Origin of the sequence: Streptomyces coffeae (genome assembly GCF_016741875.1) — a bacterium.
In the GTDB taxonomy this organism is placed as follows: Bacteria; Actinomycetota; Actinomycetes; order Streptomycetales; family Streptomycetaceae; genus Streptomyces; species Streptomyces coffeae.
In genome coordinates this window covers 40,458-58,499 of the sequence record NZ_JAERRF010000015.1, presented here as the reverse complement: position 1 = coordinate 58,499, position 18,042 = coordinate 40,458, and the positions used below count along the sequence as shown (strand labels likewise).

The window sequence follows — 18,042 nt, the reverse complement described above, 5'->3', positions numbered from 1 at the left end:
TAGGCGTTGATGATGCCGCGTTGGCCGAATACTGTCCAATCTCGGTGAACGATTGTCACGCTTTGTTGTACAAGACGGTGTCATCCGGGAGTTGGCGGGCCGGAAAGCGCTCCCAACGGCGGGTTGACGGCATACCGGCCGGTAGGGAGGATCGCAGCGACGACACCGCCGGCGGGCCGACCAGAACGGAACACCACCATGGCGTACGACGCGGATGTGATCGTGGTCGGTGCGGGGCTCGCGGGGCTCGCGGCCACCGCGGAACTGGCCGACGCGGGCCGGAAGGTGATCCTGCTCGACCAGGAGCCCGAACAGTCCCTCGGCGGCCAGGCCCACTGGTCCTTCGGCGGCCTCTTCCTCGTCGACTCGCCCGAGCAGCGGCGGCTGCGCATCCGCGACAGCCGGGAACTGGCCTGGCAGGACTGGCTGGGCACGGCCGGGTTCGACCGCGAGGAGGACCACTGGCCGCGCCGCTGGGCCGAGGCGTACGTGGACTTCGCGGCCGGAGAGAAGCGGTCCTGGCTGCACGCCCAGGGGTTGCGGCTGTTCCCGCTCGTCGGCTGGGCCGAGCGCGGCGGCTACGACGCCACGGGGCACGGCAACTCCGTACCCCGCTTCCACATCACCTGGGGCACCGGCCCGGGGGTGGTCGCCCCCTTCGAGCGGCGGGTGCGAGCCGCGGCCGCCCGCGGTCTGGTCGATCTGCGCTTCCGGCACCGGGTCACCGGACTCGCGCGCAGCGCGGGCGCCGTCGACACGGTCACCGGCGACATCCTGGAGCCCAGCGACACCGAGCGCGGCACCGCCAGCAGCCGGGAGGTCACCGGCGCCTTCGAGCTGCGCGCCCAAGCGGTGATCATCACCTCCGGCGGCATCGGCGGCAACCACGACCTGGTGCGGGAGAACTGGCCCGAGCGGCTGGGCAGTCCGCCCGAGCGCATGATCTCCGGCGTCCCGGCGCATGTGGACGGCAAGATGCTCGGCGTCACCGAGTCCGCGGGCGGCCGGATCATCAACCGCGACCGGATGTGGCACTACACCGAGGGCATCGAGAACTGGAACCCGATCTGGCCCCGGCACGGCATCAGGATCCTCTCCGGCCCCTCCCCGCTGTGGCTGGATGCCCGCGGCAAACGGCTCCCGGTGCCGCTCTTCCCCGGCTTCGACACCCTCGGCACGCTTGAGCACATCATGCGCACCGGCCATGACCACACCTGGTTCGTCCTCACCAGGAAGATCATCGAGAAGGAGTTCACCCTCTCCGGCTCCGAGCAGAACCCGGATCTGACGGGCAAGAGCGTCCGCGGGGTGTTCGGCCGCGCCGGGGGCGGGGCCCCGGGCCCGGTCCAGGCGTTCATGGACCATGGAGCCGACTTCGTGGTCGAACGCTCGCTGACCGCGCTGGTGCGCCGGATGAACGAGCTGACGAAGGAACCGCTGATCGACGAGGCGGAGCTACACCGCGAGATCACCGCCCGGGACCGTGAGATCGCCCACCCCTACACCAAGGACCTCCAGGTCACCGCGGTGCGCGGGGCCCGCCGCTATCTCGTCGACCGGGTCATCCGCACCGCGGCACCGCACCGGCTGCTCGACCCCGAGGCGGGCCCGCTGATCGCCGTACGGCTGAACATCCTGACCCGTAAGACGCTCGGCGGATTGGAGACGGATCTGTGCTCGCGGGTGCTGACCGAGGGCGGTGAGCCGCTGCCCGGTGTCTACGCGGCGGGTGAGGTGGCGGGCTTCGGCGGCGGGGGAGTGCACGGCTACCGCGCGCTGGAGGGCACCTTCCTCGGCGGCTGTCTGTTCTCCGGGCGCACCGCGGGCCGGGCGGCGGCCACGGCGGTGGGGTGACACCCGCCCGGGGGCGCAGGGGCCACGAGATCCGGCGGATGTGCGAAGTCTGACGGCAGTCCTGCGAAATCTGACGGAAGTCTGACGAATCCGCGCAGGAGATGGCGCCGGGCCGGGTCCGGTGCTCTCATCGAGGGCATGGACCCCAACACCGGCGACGCCGACGCCGACGCCGACCGCGCGGGCGACGCCGACCGCACCGGCGCCCCCGTCGGCCGCCGCCTCGTGCTCGGCATGGTCGGGCTGGGCGCGGGCGCGATGGCCGCCGCGCCCTGGCTCCAGGCGCGGCTGGAGACCGCCCTCGGGGCGGTGGCGGAGAACGACCCCACCGGCGTCACCGGTTACCTGCCCAACGGCGGCGGGTTCCGCTACTACTCCGTCACCTCCTCCGTACCGCACAAGGACGCGGGGAACTACCGGCTCACCGTCGGCGGGCTGGTGGACCGGCCCACCCGCTACCGGCTGGACGATCTGCGCGCACTGCCGCAAGCCCGGGTGGTCCGCGACGTCCAGTGCGTCACCGGCTGGCGGGTGCGGCAGACCCCGTTCGAAGGGGTGCGCCTTTCGGATCTGCTCGACGCGGCCGGGGTCCGGCGGCAGGCCACCGCGGTCCGCTTCACCTGCTTCGACGGCGCGTACTGCGAGAGCCTGACCCTCGACCAGGCGCGCCGGAAGGACGTCCTGGTGGCCCTGCGGATGCGGGACAAGCCGCTCGGCCACTCCCACGGCGGCCCGGTGCGGCTGTATGTGGCGCCGATGTACTTCTACAAGTCGGCGAAGTGGCTCTCCGGCATCACCCTCACCGACGAGGTGGTGCCCGGCTACTGGGAGCGCCGGGGCTATGACGTGGACGCCTGGGTCGGCCGGTCGAACGGACGCGACGATGCCCCCACCGTCTGACACCGCGGCGGAGACCGCCGCCGGGACCGCCGCCCGGCCGCGGCTGCTCCGCTTCACCCCGGCCGAGCGCTGGATCCACCGCACCACCGCCGTCCTGATGGGCCTGTGTGTGCTCAGCGCGGCCTGTCTGTACCTCCCCCAACTGGCCGAACTGGTGGGCCGCCGGGTGCTGGTCGTCACCGTCCACACCTGGTCCGGCATCCTTACCCCGGCCCCGGTGCTGCTCGGTCTGGCCTCCCGGGCCTTCCGTGCCGACCTGGGCCGCCTCAACCGGTTCGGACCGCATGACCGCCGCTGGCTGCGTGCCGCGCTCCGGCGCGACCGCAGGCCGCAGGAGCGTCCGGCGGGCAAGTTCAACGCCGGGCAGAAGCTGTGGGCGGCGTATCTGACCGGTGCGGTGCTGGTGATGACCGGCACCGGGGTGCTGATGTGGTTCACCGGTCTGGCCCCGCTGATGTGGCGCACCAGCGCCACCTTCGTCCATGACTGGCTGGCGCTCTTCCTCGGCCTTGTGCTGCTCGGGCACATCGGGAAGGCGCTCGCCGACCCCGAGGCCCGGCGCGGGATGCGCACCGGGCGGGTGGACCCGGAGTGGGCGGCCCGGGAACATCCGCTGTGGCGTCCCGAGAGTTCCGAGCGTCCCACGTCTCCCGAGTCCGTCGACGAGCCGCGCCCATGAGAAGCGCCCGACTCCCTTGTGGGAGCCGGGCGTTGGCGGTGCGGTCAGAGCGCGCAGACCGCCGCCTCCTTGTCCTCCGCCGCCGTGTCCGGTGCGGTGTCCCGCGGCCCGTCCTTCACGATGCTCACCTTGGCGGGCGCACACGGGCTGTCCGACCGCGCGGTGGGCACCGCCGGGGCCGCGGGCCGCCCGCGCCGGCCGCGCAGCACCCCGCCGTACCAGATCACCACCGGCGCCAGGCACAGCGCCAGGGCCAGCGAGGCCCAGGTCCGCATCGCCGCGTGCTCATGGCCCAGGAAGAACGAGGCGGTCAGCGAGGAGCCGAAGACCCCCGCCCACAGCAGATGGATCCGGAAGGTGGACAGCCGGTCCGGGCTGGAGGAGTCCCCCTTGGGCGTGACCACGAACGTGCTTCTGCGGCGCAGCACCGCGTCGCACAGCGACTTGGCGTAGATCGGGGCGGACAGCGCGGACAGCAGCATTCCGGCCAGTCCGCCGGAGCCCTCCGGCTCGTGCGGGGAGACGTTGTGGCGGCGGTTCCAGATGTACAGCCCGATCTGGAGCATCGCCGCGTCGCTGTAGAGCATCATCCAGATCTCGGCGGGGATGTGCACCCCGGAGGCGCCCAGCATCAGGAACAGGGCGCAGGACAGCGCGGAGAGCACCCAGTTGAGCGCGGTCATCGGGTAGTACGTGATCATCAGTGCGTAGTTGAGCAGCTTGCCCGGCGGAAGTGAGAACGAGCCCTTCCAGAACTGCTTGAGCACGGTCTCATAGGTACCCCGGCTCCACCGCAGTTGCTGGGTGAAGAAGTCGGTCCAGGTGCTCGGGCCCTCGCCGACCGCCAGCACGTCCGGGGTGTAGACCGAGCGCCACTTCTTCCGCGTCACGGGGTTGCGGTGGCAGTGGATGGCGAAGCCGGTGGCCATGTCCTCGGTGATCGAGTCGTACAGCCCGCCGATGCCGCGCAGCGCGCTGATCCGTACGGCGTTGTTGGTCCCCACGAACATCGGGCCGCCGTAGGCGTTCCCGGCCCGCTGGATCAGCGCGTGGAACAGGAACTGCTGGCTTTCCGCGGCCTTGGTGACCCCGTTGTCGTAGTTGCCGTAGACCTGCGGACCGACGACGAACGCGACATCGGGATCGCGGAAGTAACCGAGCATGCGCTCCAGGAAGTTGGGCAGCGGAACATGGTCGGTGTCCACGCACGCCATGAATTCATAATCGTCGCCGTGCGCGTCGAGCCAGGCGTTGTAATTCCCGTGCTTTGTCTTCGCCCGGAAACTCCCCTTCGGCTGATTCCATTTCTCGATTCCCTTGCGGGAGAAGTGGTGCACGCCCAGCCGTGCGCACAGCTCCTTGACTTCCGGGTCGTCCCCCTCGTCGAGCAGCCAGACGTCCACCGGTCCGGTGTGACGGATGCGCACCGCACCCTCGAGCGTCGCCCGGACCATCGCCAGCGGCTCCTTGCCGGGGACGAAGCTGGTCAGGAACGCCACCTTGGTGCCGGGCTCGGCGACCACCGGCACCGGGTCGCGGGCCACCAGCGTGGCATGGGCGTTGGAGATCACCGTGAACAGCCGGAAGCTCTCGATCAGCGCGATCGAGATCAGCATGACCGTATCCGCCGCGGTCTCCCACACCGTCACATACTCGCGCTCCACCCAGTGGTCCGGACGCAGCAGCCACAGCAGCAGCAGCGCCGAGCACACCGGCGCCGCGCACAGCAGCAGGGCCGCCCGGAACCGGTGCGGCTCCTGGGCCAGCAGACTGCGGGTGCGCACCCGGTAGGGGCGGTCGGCACGGGCTTCCGTCAGCGGACCCGCCAGCTCGCTGTAGCGCTTGTACTCGTACACCGCGGCGGGGCCGTGGTGCGCGGTGCCGGAAGCGGTGCGCGCGGCGGGGGGTGCGGGGTGCGCACGATGCGCGGCGGCGGGCGCACCGGCCTGATGACGCTTACGTCTGACGGGGATCTGTGCAGGCATCTGGGCACTCCCGCGGGGGCTCTGTGGAAGGGAACGCGCCGCGATGACCCGGACGCACCACATTCTTCATGTCATCGCGCGAGATGAGAAGGTAACAATCCCATGGAGCGGAACTGTGGACATCGTATTTTCGGCGTGCCCCGTTGACGGTGCGAAAGACATCCACTCCGACGGCCCATCAGCGCGCGTCTTACGTGATTTACATTTCGCTGTCTGGCAGGGTCGGCCGGGAATGGAGTCCGCGGAATACGGAGGATGGGGCGCGGCCGTCCGATGAGAGTTCTGCACATCATCTCCCGCCTCGGCGCGGGTGGCGCGGAGCAGCAACTGAGGCTGCTGCTGCGCCACTTGCCGGTGCGCTGTGACGTCGTCGCCCTCACCGGCCCCGGTGCCACCGCCCACGGCATCCGCGCGGACGGCACTCCCGTCACCCATCTGCCCACGGGCGGGGGTGAGCCCGGATGGAGTGCCCTGCCCTCGCTGGTGCGCACCATCCGCTCCGGCGGCTACGACGTGGTGCACACCCATCTGTACCGGGCCTGTGTGCTGGGCCGGACCGCCGCCCGGCTGGCGGGGGTCCGGGCGGTGATCGCCACCGAGCACGCCCTGGGGGAGCGGCAGATCGACGGCCGGCCGCTGACCGCCGCCGTCCGCACCCGCTATCTGGCAACCGAGCGGCTGGGCGCGGCGACCGTCGCGGTCTCGGCCGCCGTCGCCGACCGGCTGCGCGAGTGGGGTGTGCCCAACCAGCGCATCCATCTGGTGCCCAACGGGATCGACGCCCGCCACTTCCGCTTCGCGTCCGCCGCCCGCACCGCCGCCCGCGCCCGTCTCGGCATCCCCGAACGGGCCTTTGTGGTGGGCGGGGTGGGGCGGCTGGTCGCGGGCAAGCGCTTCGACACCGCGCTGCGGGCCGTCGCCGAGCTGCCCGGCGCCCGGCTGCTGCTGGTCGGCGAGGGCCCGGAGCGGGCCGCCCTGGAGGACCTGGCGGCCCGGCTCGGGGTGGCCGGACGGGTCCGGCTGCTGGGCGAGCGCGACGGGGCGGTGGCCCCGGCCGACGACCGGCCCGCGGGGTTGCCCGGGCTGCTGTCCGCCATGGATGTGCTGGTCTCGCCGTCCGCCGAGGAGGCGTTCGGCCTCGCCGCCCTGGAGGCGCTGGCCGCCGGGCTGCCGGTGCTGCACACCGTCTGTCCGGCGCTGGACGAACTCCCCGAGGGCGCGGCGCCCGGTGCCCGCCGGATCGGCCCCGGCGCGGCCGACCTGACCGAGGGCCTGCGGGAACTCGCCGCGGCGGGCCCGCGGCGGTTCCCGGTGCCGGACGTGGTCGACCGCTATGACATCGCCCGGTGCGCACGGCGGCTGATGGACCTCTACGACCGCACCACCACCTGCGGCCCGGACGGCTGTCTGCGGGTGCCGCCGATCAGCCTGCGGATGCCGCAGCGTGGAGAGCGCGGTGCTCCCGCGGGCTGACGCCCCGTTCGCGTTTGAAGGCGGCGCTGAGCGCGAAGGCGCTGCCGTAGCCGACCTGCCGGGCCACCGAGCCGAGGGTGGCGTCCGGCTCCCGCAGCAGATCGGCGGCGAGCGCCAGCCGCCACCCGGTCAGATACGCCATCGGCGGCTCGCCCACCAGCGTGGTGAAGCGGCGGGCGAGCGCGGCGCGGGAGATGCCCGTCCTGGCGGCGAGCCCGGCCACCGTCCACGGGTATGCCGGATGGTTCTGCAACAGCCGCAGCGCGGGGCCTACCACCGGATCGCCCAACGCCCGGTACCAGGCCGGGGTCTCGGCCTCAGGCCGGGAGAACCAGGCCCGCAGCACCGAGATCAGCAGCAGGTCGAGCAGCCGGTCCAGGACCGCCTCCTGCCCCGGCTCATCCTTGACGATCTCCTCCGCCAGCCAGGGCATCAGCGGGCAGTCCCACTGCTCCCCGGGCACCACCAGCAGCGGGGGCAGCGCGGCCGGCAGCCGCCCGCTGATCTCCCCCTCCAGCAGATAGCTGCCGATGAGCATGGTGGTCGAGCCGTCCGGGCTGTTGCCCCAGGTACGGACGCCGAGCGCCATCGTCTCGGCCAGGTCCTCGCCCTCGGCCGTACGGCACACCTCACCGGGCAGGATCCACGCCTGCGGTGCGGTGGCCGGATCGTCGGCGACCGTGTACGGGTCCGGGCCGCGCGCGATCGCCACGTCACCGGGGCGCAGCCGCAGCGCCGACCCGGTCTCCGGCACCACCCATGCCTCGCCGCGCGCCATGGTCATCACACACAGCGGGGCGCGGTCCTCGATCCGCACGGACCAGGGCGGCTCCATCACCGCCCGGAGCAGAAAGGCCCCCCGGGCCCGTGGTCCGTCGAGCAGACTCGCCAGTGCGTCCATGGCCGCAAGCGTAGACGTTGACGTATGGAGTTGAGCTTGAGAGCCATGGTCCGTCTCACGTGGCGGCAGTTGACTGTCCGTATGACACAGAGCAGCGACCTGCAGAGCGATGAGACGCAGAGCGATGAGACGCAGAGCACCGCGGCCGTCAGCGGGCCCGTGCTGGTACTCGGCGGCACCGGTAAGACCGGCCGCCGGGTGGCGCGGGCGCTGAGCCGCTCCGGAGTGCCGGTGCGGATCGGCTCCCGCTCCGGCGAGGTGCGCTTCGACTGGGAGGACCGCGCCACCTGGGCACCCGCGCTGCGCGGTGCGGCCGCCGCCTACCTCGCCTACTACCCGGACATCGGCGCCCCGGGGGCCGCCGCCGTCATCCGGGCCTTCGCCGAGGAGGCCGTCGCGGGCGGGGTACGGCGGCTGGTGCTGCTGTCGGCCCGCGGCGAGGACGCGGCGCTGCCCGCCGAGCGGGCGGTGGCGGTGCCCGGTGCCGAGTGGACCGTCATCCGGGCGAGTTGGTTCTTCCAGAACTTCGACGAGGGCGTACTGAGGGACGGGGTGCTCGGCGGAGAGATCGTCTTTCCGGCCGGGGACGTCAAGGAGCCGTTCGTGGACGCCGAGGACATCGCCGAGGTCGCGGCCGTGGCCCTGACCCGGGATGGCCATGCGGGCCGGGTCTACGAGGTCACCGGGGGCCGGCTGCTGACCTTCGCCGAGGCGGCGGCGGAGCTCACGGCCGCCACCGGCCGCGCGGTGCGCTATGTGCCCGTCTCCGCCGAGGAGTACGGGGCGGCGCTGGCGGAACACGGGCTGCCGGGGGAGCTGGTGGCGTTTCTGACCGAGCTGTTCGCCACCCTGCTGGACGGGCGCAACGCCCATCTGGCCGACGGGGTCCAGCAGGCCCTGGGCCGTGCGCCCCGGGACTTCACCGGCTTTGCCCGCGCGGCGGCGGCGCGGGGGGCCTGGGCCGTTTGAGGCCATCCCCGGCACCCCCGGCCGCGGTCGGCGGCGGCCTGGCAACTTCCTGAAGTGATCATTGCCGGGATGCGCGACGTGCGGATAGACAGGGGTCGGAACCGCTTCCCGGCCGACAAGGAAGGCGGTTCCCGTGGCGTTCCTCGCCCCTTGACGGAACGTCCGACGGCGGAGGTCCGGCAATCTCCCCCCAGCCGAGCCGGGCCTCCGTCCGTGCCCGGGGCAGGAGTGTCAGTCCGCCACCCGCAGCACCAGCTTGCCGCGGGTGCGGCCCTCCTCCAGCCGCCGGTGCGCGTCGGCGGCCCGCTCCAGCGGCAGGACGTCCTCGACCTCGACGGCCACCGCACCGGCGTCGATCAGCCCGGCGATCCGGGTGAGCGCGGAGCCGTCCGGCTCCACCAGGTACGGGAAGGCGCGGAAGCCGCGGGCTTCGGCGCGCTCGATCAGCTCGGGGGAGACCCCCGAGGGCACCGCCACGATCCGGCCGCCGGGGCGCAGCGTCTCCAGCGAACGGGTGCTGGTGCTGTCGACGCCGTCACCGATCAGGTCGACGACCACATCGACCTCGCGCACCGCCTCCTCGAACCGCGCGGCGGTGTAGTCGACCAGCTCATCGGCGCCCAGCCCGCGCAGCCAGTCGTGCTTGGCGGCGCGTGCGGTGCCGATCACATGGGCGCCCAGATGCTTGGCGAACTGGACCGCGAAGTGGCCGACACCGCCCGCCGCCGCGTGGATCAGCACCCGCTCACCGGACCGCACACCGGCGGTGTCGGTGAGGATCTGCCACGCGGTCAGCGCGGCCAGTGGCACCGCGGCGGCCTGCTCATGGCCCAGGCTCTTCGGCTTGCGGGCGAACTGCCGGGACGGGGCGGTGACGTACTCGGCATAGCCGCCGGCGGCCCGCGGGAACCACGGCATGCCGTACACCTCGTCCCCCGGCGACAGGGTGTGCACTCCGAAGCCGGTCTCCTCGACCACACCGGAGACGTCCCAGCCGAGGATGAACGGCGGATCGCCGAGGACCCCGGCCATACCGCCGCCGGCCCGGGTCTTGTGGTCCACCGGGTTCACCCCCGTGGCCACGACGCGCACCAGCACTTCGGTGGGCAGTGGTTCGGGCCGGGGCACCTCCACCCGATGCAGCACCTCCGGGCCGCCGAACTCGTCCTGGCTGATGGCACGCATGGAAGGTGATGCGGACACGGGTCCTCCTCGGGGATCAACGGACATCTCGGACGTCGTGAGCGACGTCGTGAACAGGGACCCGAAGCTACCCAGCGGACCGTAGTTACCTGCAAGGGCTACTGCTATCGTTTGGGAAGTATCCACGTCAGTGCTGCGTCAGGAGCGTTCCCATGGCCACCACCTGTGACTCGGGCCGTCATGATCTGCATGATGTCTACGCTGCCCAGTGCCCCTGCCGCGAGGTGCTCGACCTGCTCGCCAACAAGTGGTCCGCGCTGGCGATCGGCGCGATGGAGGACGGGCCGCAGCGGTTCGGAGTGCTCCAGCGGCGGTTGCAGGGGGTGAGCCCCAAGGTGCTCACCCAGACGCTGCGCCGGCTGGAGGACGGCGGCTTCGTGGACCGCACCGTCTATCCGGCCGTCCCGCCGCATGTCGAGTACGAGCTGACCGCGCTCGGGCGCAGTGTCTCCGAACCGCTGGGGCAACTGCGCGGCTGGGTCGAGGAGCACCTCGACGACATCGGTCCGGTCCGCCGCGCGGTCTGAGCTCCCGCGGGTGTCACGGCACCCGCTGCTCGGTCCAGATGCATTTGCCCGCCGCCGTGTAGCGGGTGCCCCAGCGATGGGAGAGGGCCGAGACCAGCTGGAGACCGCGCCCGCCCTCGTCGGTCGCCGAGGCATGGCGGATCCGCGGGGTGGTCAGACTGCCGTCGGACACTTCGCAGATCAGCCCCTCGCCACGCAGCAGCCGCAGCTCCACCGGACCTCTGCCGTGCCGGATCGCATTCGCCACCAGCTCACTGACCAGCAGCTCAGCGGTGCTGGTCAGCGGCGCAAGACCCCAGCGCCGCAGCTGCTCCCGGACATGGTCGCGCGCCTCGCTCGCGGCGACCGGCCCCGGTGGGAGCGGCCAGCCGGCGATGTCCTCCGGGGCGATGGCGTGGGTACGCGCGATCAGCAGCGCCGCGTCGTCCGCCGTGCCCTGCTCCGGCACCAGCGTGGCCAGTACCTCGTCGCACAGCCGCTCCAGCGACGCGCTGTCGCCGCGCACCCGGTCCCGCCGGACGTGCCGCGCCCCCGGGCCGGAGTCCGGGCCTGAGTCCGGGCCGGAGACGGCGGCGGTCAGGGTCCGCGCCAGATGCTCCATCCCCTGGTCCATGTCCCGCGCGGCCGACTCCACCAGACCGTCGGTGAACAGCACCAGCAGACTGCCCTCGGGCAGCGAGACCTCGGTGGTCTCGAACGGCGGCCGGGCCGCGCCCAGCGGTGGATCCGGGGCGTGGCCGGGGAACCGCACCGGCTCCCCGGGGCGGACCACGGCCGGTGGCGGATGCCCGGCCCGGGCATAGGCGCAGGTGGCGGTGACCGGGTCGTACACCGCGTACAGACAGGTGGCGTAGAAACTGTCCCCGAGGTCGCTCACCAGGTCGTTGAGCCGGGTGAGCAGCTCGGCGGGCGGAAACTCCAGATCCGCGAGCGTGTGCACGGCCGTGCGCAGCCGCCCCATGGTGGCCGCCTCGGACAGCCCGTGGCCCATCACATCGCCGATCACCAGCGCCACCCGGGCGCCGGACAGCGGAATCACGTCGTACCAGTCGCCACCGACCTCGACACCTTCGCTCGCGGGCAGATAACGGGCGGCGGTGGTGACCGCGTGGGCCGGTGGCAGGGTGCGCGGCAGCAGCCCGCGCTGGAGCTCCTTGGCCCGGGTGTGCTCCCTGTCGTACAGCCGGGCCCGCTCGATGGCCTGCGCCATCAGCCCGCTGAGCGCGCTGAGCAGGGCGCGCTCCTCACCGTTGAGATGGCGCGGTTCGGCGAAGGAGATCACCGAACACCCGATGTCCCGGCCGGAGACGACCAGCGGCAGAAAGGCCCAGGCCGCCTTGCGGGCCGCGAGCGGGCGGTTGGCCTGGGTGGGGTAGCGCCGGTTGAACTCGTCGACCGAGTCGATGAAGATCGGCGCCCGGGTGTGACACACCTCCCAGATCGGCGAGAGCTCGTCGCCGATCGGGGATCCGTCCATCGCCTCCAGGAACGTCTGCGGATAGCCCACCCCTCCCGCCACTTGGACCACGTCTCCCGCGATGAGGTGGACGACGAACCCCGAGGCCCCGAACGGCGGCAGCACCCGGTCGGCGACCGCCTTCACCACATCCCGCATCGTCAGTGCCTGGGCCAGTGCGCCGGTCAGCTCGCCGATCCGGGCACTGCGCTCGGCCGCGGCGCGCTCGGTGGCGGCGCGCTCCTCCTCCCGCGCCCGGCTCTCGGTGATGTCGGCCGCGTAGACCGCGAGCCCGTCCGGCACCGGGACCAGTCGCATGTAGTACCAGCGCTGGTTGGTGGGCCAGCGCACCTCGAACCCGGCCGGGGCGCCGCCCTCGGCGGCCCGGCGGTAGCGCGCCGGGAGACCCGGCACGACGGTGTCGATGCCCAGCCGGGTGAAGGTCTCCCACAGGGTCCGGCCCAGCAGTGCGTGCGAGGCGCCGAGCAGCCGCTCCGCCTCCACATTGACGAAGGTGATCCGCCACTGGGCGTCGACCGCGAAGAACGCGTCGCTCATGTGCCACAGCGCCCGGCTGACCGAATCCCGGGCGATCCGGTGCTCGGCGGGGTCCCCGTGCCACGGCTCGGGCGGATGCTCCCGCGGGTCCGGCAGCCGTGGCCCGGTCCACCCGGCGAGCTCCTCGACGGCCGCCCTGCGCTCCGCGGCGGGCTCCTCGGCGGCGGCCGTCAGCACCGACAGCGCACCGGCCACCGCGCCGTCCGCCCCGATCAGCGGCACCGCCAGCAGTCCCGTCCCGGCGGGCAGCACGGTGCCGCTGCCGTTCTCACCGGGCCGGGCGGCCGCCCACACCGGACGGCCGCGGACCACCGCTCGGGCCGGGGCGGTGGTGCCGTCGGCGGCGATCTCCGCCCAGCCCCCGGCGACCGTGCGCACCAGCCCGTGTGCCGCCGTGAGCAGCAGCTCCCGGCGGTCCGGGCCGCGCAGATGCACCATGCCGCCCAGACCGCCGGACTCCGTCACCGCATGCTCGAGCAGAAAGCTCAGCCGCTCGGCGCCGTGCAGCTCCGCACCGGCCTTGACGATCAGACGCAGTCGGGCGGCAGCGGCCTCGTCCAGGGGGATCTGCCCGGCCATGCGCTCACCTCCGGCCGCGGGCGCGCGGGGCTGTCCAGCGCATGCCCGCGTTGTGCTCTCTCCTCCATGTTCCCGGTTATAGGTAGATGAAAGACGAAATATCCGATCGGATCGGTGTCGGATCGACAGTGGCCCACCCGGTCCGGCCCGGGTCCGCGCGCCCCGCCGCTACGCTCCGGCGTGCAGCAAAGCCGCCCAGCTCCATGGCTCACCGGGCCGCGCCTCCCGCATCCGCCGGGTCACCGTATGCAGGGCCAGCGCCCCGGGCAGCCGGTCCGGGGCGTCCAGCGCGCCGTCCAGCGCACCGTGGAAACCGGCGGCCACCTCGGCCGCCACCTCGTCGCCGATCTCCCACAGGGTCGCGACCGCCTGCGCGTACCCGGCCAGCTGGAAGGCGGAGGCCACATGGATCGCCTCGTCCGCCAGCCGGGCGCCGCCGCGCGCCGTGCCGCACGCCGAGAGATACGCCAGCTCCGCCCCGTCCAGTTGCAGCGCGCTGATGGCGGTCAGGCTCAACGGCCCGTCGTGGAGCAGCAGATGGCCGGCGGCCGGATTGGCCGGATCACTGCCCGCATGACAGGCGAAGTGTGCCACCGCCGCCCCGGGCAGCGCCGCGAGCACCGCCTCCCGGGTGGCCGCGGACCCCACCAGCGGCACCGCGCCCGCCATCCGCGCGGTGAGGGCGCCCGCCTCGTCCACCGTGCGCGGCAGCGGGGCGTGGCCGGGCGTCGTGGGCATCGCGACCGCCAGCGTGGCGCGCCGCGCCGCCACCGCCTGGGCACGGCTGTGCAGCAGGGCGCGCAGGGTCGGGGTGTACGACGAGACCGCCCGGTCCAGCACCGAGTCCCCGGGCCGGCTGTGATGGCCCGCGGCGTGCAGCGGCAGGGAGTTGAGCGGTCCGGTCGGCGACCACCACAGCCGGGGCCAGGGCCCGCCCGGTGGCGGGGGGCCGGTCAACCCCAGGGCGTCCAGCACGGGTTCGGCCAGGACGTCCCACAGCCAGCCCAGTGTCTCCCCGACCACCTGCCGAGCCTGGCCGGTCAGCAGCCCGTCCCCGCCGTGCGTGAGCACCGCGATCGCCTCGTGGAACGCGTCCGCCTGCTCGATCAGCTCCCCGGCGCGCAGCTCGGGCAGCGCGACCGGCACCAGCCCGTCCGGGCGCAGCACCAGGGCATCACAGCGGCGCGGGTTGACGTTCACACTGACCACCGGACCCTCGGCGGCGGCCGGGAGCAGATCCGGCAGCCCCAGCGGCAGCGGCAGCAGAAAGCGCTCGAAACCGGGCAGCTCCAGCAACCGGTCCATCAACTCCTTCCACTGCCCGGCGAGATCCCGGTACTCGGCCATGTCCTCCTGGCGCGGCAGCCGCCCGTAGGCCCCCCGTGCCTGGAGGGCCTGCACCCGCTCGCGCAGCTCCACCAGGCGTGCGGCGAGAGCGGCGTCGGTCCGGCGCAAGTGGTCCAGCTCCCGCCGGGCGTTGAGCGCATTGGACAGCAGGTGGGCCCGGCCGTCCTCCAGCGCCTCCAGGGCGCCGGGCGCGTCCCGGTAACCCAGGGCGTCGGCAGCGGAGTTGGAGGCCAGCCGGGCGACACCGCTGCTCGGCTGATCGCCCTCCGCCGCCCGAGCCCCCTGGGTGAGCGCGCTGTGCTGCAACCGGCTGGACACCGCGGAGCCCCATGGCATCAGCAGGAACGGCAGATACGGATCGGCGGCGGGCAGGGTGTCCAGCACCCGGCGAGCCAGCTCGGACGCCTCCTGGTAGACCGTCTCGTCGTGGTCGAGCTGATAGTGGTCGAACAGCGCATGGGCCAGGGCCTTCTGGGCCTGCGCGTACGCCGGGTCGTCCACCGGCAGGGTGGCCAGCCGCCGCCGTCCCTGCCGGATGGCGTCCCCGGTGCGGGCCAGCGCCTCGAAGGGCGACTGCTGGGCGTAGGCCAGCATCACGAACGACTCCATGTGGTCGGGATCCAGACCCATCCGGGCCATCATCGCCGGGAGCCCGCCCTCCGCCTCCGTCATCATCGGCGCCAGCTCGGCCAGCCCCGCCACCCAAGCGTCACGCGACATCTCCTCGCCGCCGTACTGGTGCCGTACCAGCAGCAGCGCGTGGCGGCTGAACGCCAGCAGGACCCGGTCCCGGTGGTCCTCCGGCACCTCCCGCAGCACCCGCTCATGGATCTCCAGCAGCGCGTCGAGATCGGTGGTGTCCGCGGGCCCGAAGGCCGGCGACGGGGTCTCCTCGGCCCCCTCCAGATACTCCCGCAGCGCCTCCTCGCGCTCGCCCGGGGGCAGATGGCTGAACTGCGCCTCCAGCGTCTCCATCGCCTTGATGTGCACCTCCGCCATCCCCGCCTCGTCGGGGTAGCGCATCAGGGTCGTCGCGAAGTCCATCAGCTGTGCGCTGCGGCTGTCGCCACCGCCGGACACCATGCCCAGCAGCTTGGCGACGACCGCCATCGGATGGCGGCTGTTGCCGGAGTCCTCGGCGCCGTCGGAACCTTGGCGGGGGACCATCGACGAGACAAGGCCGTCCATCACCTCCAGATGCTTCCGGGTCTGCGGATCGTGCTTCTCCCAGACCCGGCTGGGGGCGCGCAGCATGGTCGCCCGCATGAACCCCTCCATCGCACGGGCCTGTTCCTCGCTGCCGTCCGGCAGTCCGGCCACCGCCTGCTCCAGCTGTGCGATGGCCTCGTCGAGGAGGGCCGTGTCCACATCGCCGGGGCGCTCCGCCCCGGACTCCGCCCACATCAGCAGTCCGGCCCCGAGGTCCGCGTGCATCTGCGGAAGGTTCTCGTCCACCTCGGTGGCGGTGGCCACCGCCGTCCGCAGCAGCTCGACCGACTCGCCCAGCAGCGGCCGGTCCCGGGTCAGCATCGCCTGGCAACGCAGGGCCAGGGCCAGCCCGTTGGCGCAGCGCGCGTGGTTGAGGTGGGCGCGCGGAGTGGTGGCGAACGCCTCGCGCAGCAGCGCGATCGCCGTCTCCAGCTCCGGCATCGGGGGCGGATCCTCGCCCTGGTGCGCCAGCAGGTCGTTCAGCACCAGCGCGTAGCCGAGGTTGCACAGCACCAGGGGACGGGACGGATGGCCCGGCGGCAGCGCCCGCTCCGCGTCCCGCAGCAGCCGTGCCCCCACCCGCCCGGCCTGCCGCTCACGCTGCCGCACCAGCCGCATCACCAGCAGCATGCCCAGATTGCCCATGGCCTCCGCATGCGCACGGACCAGCTCTTGCCCGGCGGGCCGCACCGATGGGGAGAGTCCCCGGGTGAACGAGGCGCGCACCGCGTCCGGGAGCGCCTCCACCTGGCTCATGTAGAACGGCATCAGCAGAACCACCGCCAGCGCCCAGGACTCCCGGCCCTCCTCCTCGGGCAGGGCGGAGCGGAACCAGTGCAACAGCCCCGCCGTGTACAGCACCTGCGCGTCCACACCCCGCGGGGTGGCCAGGAACGCCAGCAGTGCGTCGGCCTCCTCCCCGGCCTGCGGTGCGTGCGCCCCCGAGAGATCGCCGCTACGGACCGCCAAGTCCAGCCGGGACTGCACGGCGGCGAGAAGCCGGTCACGCATCGTTCCCCCTTCGACGGCCGCGGGCCGCCGCGGTCCGGAACACCCGTGGTTCATATGCCCTTGCGGAACCGCTCGGTGACCGCCGCCCCGCGGCCCGGCCGGATCGGCCGGAGCTCCTCGTCGAACCGGTCCAGCAGTTCGTCCAGATGCACATCCACCGCGGCCTCCACCAGCTCCGCGTATGCCTCGGCCGTCTCCCGCGCCCGCCGCCGGCAGACCACCGCCGCGCCCAGGCCCACCACCGCGGACGGCCACCACAGCACCCCCAGCGCCCCGTACAGCACCGCCCAGCCGCCCAGCGCGCCCGCCTCGTCGAAGCCCTGTCTGCTGTCGGTCAGCGGCTGCCGGGTGGTGTCCGGCAGCAGTAACCACAGCCGGGGCCAGGCGGCGGTCAGATCCAGCGCGTACTGGTCCCGCACCCGGGTGGCCGGAGCCGCCAGCCGGTCCCCGGTCCAGGTGGGCCGACGGGGCTCGGTGAGCGCCACCGCGTTGCGCAGCGCGGCCAGTTCACCCAGCCGGTGCGCGTCCTCACCCGCCTCCCGGGCCGCCTCGTACGCCGCGTCGTGCCGCCGCCAGGCCGCGATGCGCCGGGCCGTCAGCCGCCGGGCCAGCGGGCGTACGAAGAACGGCCAGCGCCCGGACAGCAGCGACGCCACCGGCCCGCCCAGCGCCCGCGCCACCAGCGCGACCGCCACCGACACCGCCACCACCCCGATCACCAGCATCACGGTCCGCGCCGACCCCGCGGCCTGCTGGTTCGCCCCGCCCACCGCCGCGAACTCGCCGAGCGTGCGCCACAGCAGCCCGGTGTCCGACCACCGCCGCTGGCCCAGCGCCGACGCCACCGCCAGGGCGGAGGTGAACAACAGCCCCGGCAGGATCACCTGGGTCGCCCAGCGCTCCGCGACCTTCCGGCCGAACTCGGAGAGGAACCCGCTCACCATGGCGCGCGCTCACCGGTCGGCGACGAAGCGCAGGGCCTGGTCATGGATACCGCACGCGGGCAGCCCCGAGGAGGCCGTACGTTCCTCCGCGCGCGGGCAGGTGCCCAGCGGGCACAGGTACACGCCGGTCACCTGTGCGGGCCGGTCCTCCTCCACGGGCGTCGGCAGTGTGGTGCGGGACGGGCCCGCCGGCAGCGGCGCGGTGCTGTCCATGCCCAGCCCGGCCAGGAGTTCGCCGACCGGCTCACCACGCCGCGCCGCCAGCACCACCTGTTCCACCGCCGCCCGCCGGGCCCGCGAGGCCGGGCCTCGCAGCATGGCCCGGAGCCGGGGCAGCGCCGCGCAGAGCGCGGCCAGCGCCTGCCGCTCGGAGCGCTCGGACCGCCGGGACCGTTCGGAAGGCTCGCAACGTTCGGGTTCGCTCGTCACGGAGGCGATCCTATGCGT

Annotated in this window: 13 protein-coding genes; 6 read left to right on the top strand and 7 right to left on the bottom strand. The window is 73.1% G+C overall.

Translation table 11 applies throughout. From position 1 onward, the window contains the following. Positions 1-198: 198 nt before the first annotated feature. The 3 genes from JK363_RS24355 to JK363_RS24345 all read left to right on the top strand — a co-directional run bounded on the left by JK363_RS24355 (position 199) and on the right by JK363_RS24345 (position 3,433). Complete coding sequence (locus JK363_RS24355) at positions 199-1,854, top strand: FAD-binding dehydrogenase (protein ID WP_201877270.1); 1,656 nt, start codon at positions 199-201, stop codon at positions 1,852-1,854. Between the two features lie 138 nt (positions 1,855-1,992). Then, the gene (locus tag JK363_RS24350; RefSeq protein WP_201877268.1) at positions 1,993-2,754 is read left to right on the top strand and encodes a molybdopterin-dependent oxidoreductase; all 762 of its coding nucleotides are present in this window, start codon (positions 1,993-1,995) and stop codon (positions 2,752-2,754) included. Further along, the gene (locus JK363_RS24345) at positions 2,738-3,433 is read left to right on the top strand and encodes a cytochrome b/b6 domain-containing protein (protein WP_236076067.1); all 696 of its coding nucleotides are present in this window, start codon (positions 2,738-2,740) and stop codon (positions 3,431-3,433) included. Before JK363_RS24350 ends, JK363_RS24345 begins: the two co-directional genes overlap by 17 nt. 44 nt (positions 3,434-3,477) lie before the next feature. Here the strand turns inward: JK363_RS24345 and JK363_RS24340 are convergent, their stop codons facing one another. Beyond that, positions 3,478-5,418 (bottom strand): glycosyltransferase family 2 protein, encoded by a 1,941-nt coding sequence (locus tag JK363_RS24340; protein ID WP_201877264.1) that lies wholly within the window; start codon positions 5,416-5,418, stop codon positions 3,478-3,480. Positions 5,419-5,691: 273 nt separating this feature from the next. On the opposite strand from JK363_RS24340, the gene JK363_RS24335 reads away from it, so the two are divergent. Continuing rightward, the gene (locus JK363_RS24335; RefSeq protein ID WP_201877262.1) at positions 5,692-6,891 is read left to right on the top strand and encodes a glycosyltransferase; all 1,200 of its coding nucleotides are present in this window, start codon (positions 5,692-5,694) and stop codon (positions 6,889-6,891) included. On the opposite strand, the gene JK363_RS24330 is transcribed toward JK363_RS24335, so the two are convergent. Then, on the bottom strand, positions 6,842-7,792 hold the full coding sequence (locus tag JK363_RS24330) for an AraC family transcriptional regulator (RefSeq protein WP_201877261.1): 951 nt from the start codon (positions 7,790-7,792) through the stop codon (positions 6,842-6,844). The genes JK363_RS24335 and JK363_RS24330 overlap by 50 nt on opposite strands. A gap of 81 nt (positions 7,793-7,873) precedes the next feature. Here JK363_RS24330 and JK363_RS24325 point away from each other — a divergent pair, with 81 nt between their 5' ends. Continuing rightward, a complete protein-coding gene (locus tag JK363_RS24325) occupies positions 7,874-8,761 on the top strand; it encodes a Rossmann-fold NAD(P)-binding domain-containing protein (protein ID WP_236076066.1) in 888 nt (295 codons plus the stop codon). Positions 8,762-8,992: 231 nt separating this feature from the next. On the opposite strand, the gene JK363_RS24320 is transcribed toward JK363_RS24325, so the two are convergent. Continuing rightward, positions 8,993-9,946 (bottom strand): NADP-dependent oxidoreductase, encoded by a 954-nt coding sequence (locus JK363_RS24320; protein ID WP_201877431.1) that lies wholly within the window; start codon positions 9,944-9,946, stop codon positions 8,993-8,995. A gap of 170 nt (positions 9,947-10,116) precedes the next feature. On the opposite strand from JK363_RS24320, the gene JK363_RS24315 reads away from it, so the two are divergent. Then, positions 10,117-10,491, top strand: a complete 375-nt coding sequence (locus JK363_RS24315; protein WP_201877260.1) for a winged helix-turn-helix transcriptional regulator — start codon at positions 10,117-10,119, stop codon at positions 10,489-10,491. Between the two features lie 13 nt (positions 10,492-10,504). Here the strand turns inward: JK363_RS24315 and JK363_RS24310 are convergent, their stop codons facing one another. The 4 genes from JK363_RS24310 to JK363_RS24295 all read right to left on the bottom strand — a co-directional run bounded on the left by JK363_RS24310 (position 10,505) and on the right by JK363_RS24295 (position 18,024). Further along, positions 10,505-13,084, bottom strand: a complete 2,580-nt coding sequence (locus JK363_RS24310; RefSeq protein WP_201877259.1) for an ATP-binding SpoIIE family protein phosphatase — start codon at positions 13,082-13,084, stop codon at positions 10,505-10,507. 168 nt (positions 13,085-13,252) lie between these two features. Next, positions 13,253-16,651 carry a CHAT domain-containing protein gene (locus tag JK363_RS24305; protein ID WP_201877258.1) on the bottom strand — a complete coding sequence of 1,133 codons (3,399 nt, stop codon included), beginning with the start codon at positions 16,649-16,651 and terminating at the stop codon, positions 13,253-13,255. A 50-nt stretch (positions 16,652-16,701) separates the two neighbouring features. Beyond that, positions 16,702-17,595 (bottom strand): hypothetical protein, encoded by an 894-nt coding sequence (locus tag JK363_RS24300; protein ID WP_201877257.1) that lies wholly within the window; start codon positions 17,593-17,595, stop codon positions 16,702-16,704. Between the two features lie 9 nt (positions 17,596-17,604). Continuing rightward, positions 17,605-18,024, bottom strand: a complete 420-nt coding sequence (locus JK363_RS24295) for a hypothetical protein (RefSeq protein WP_201877255.1) — start codon at positions 18,022-18,024, stop codon at positions 17,605-17,607. Positions 18,025-18,042 lie beyond the last annotated feature (18 nt).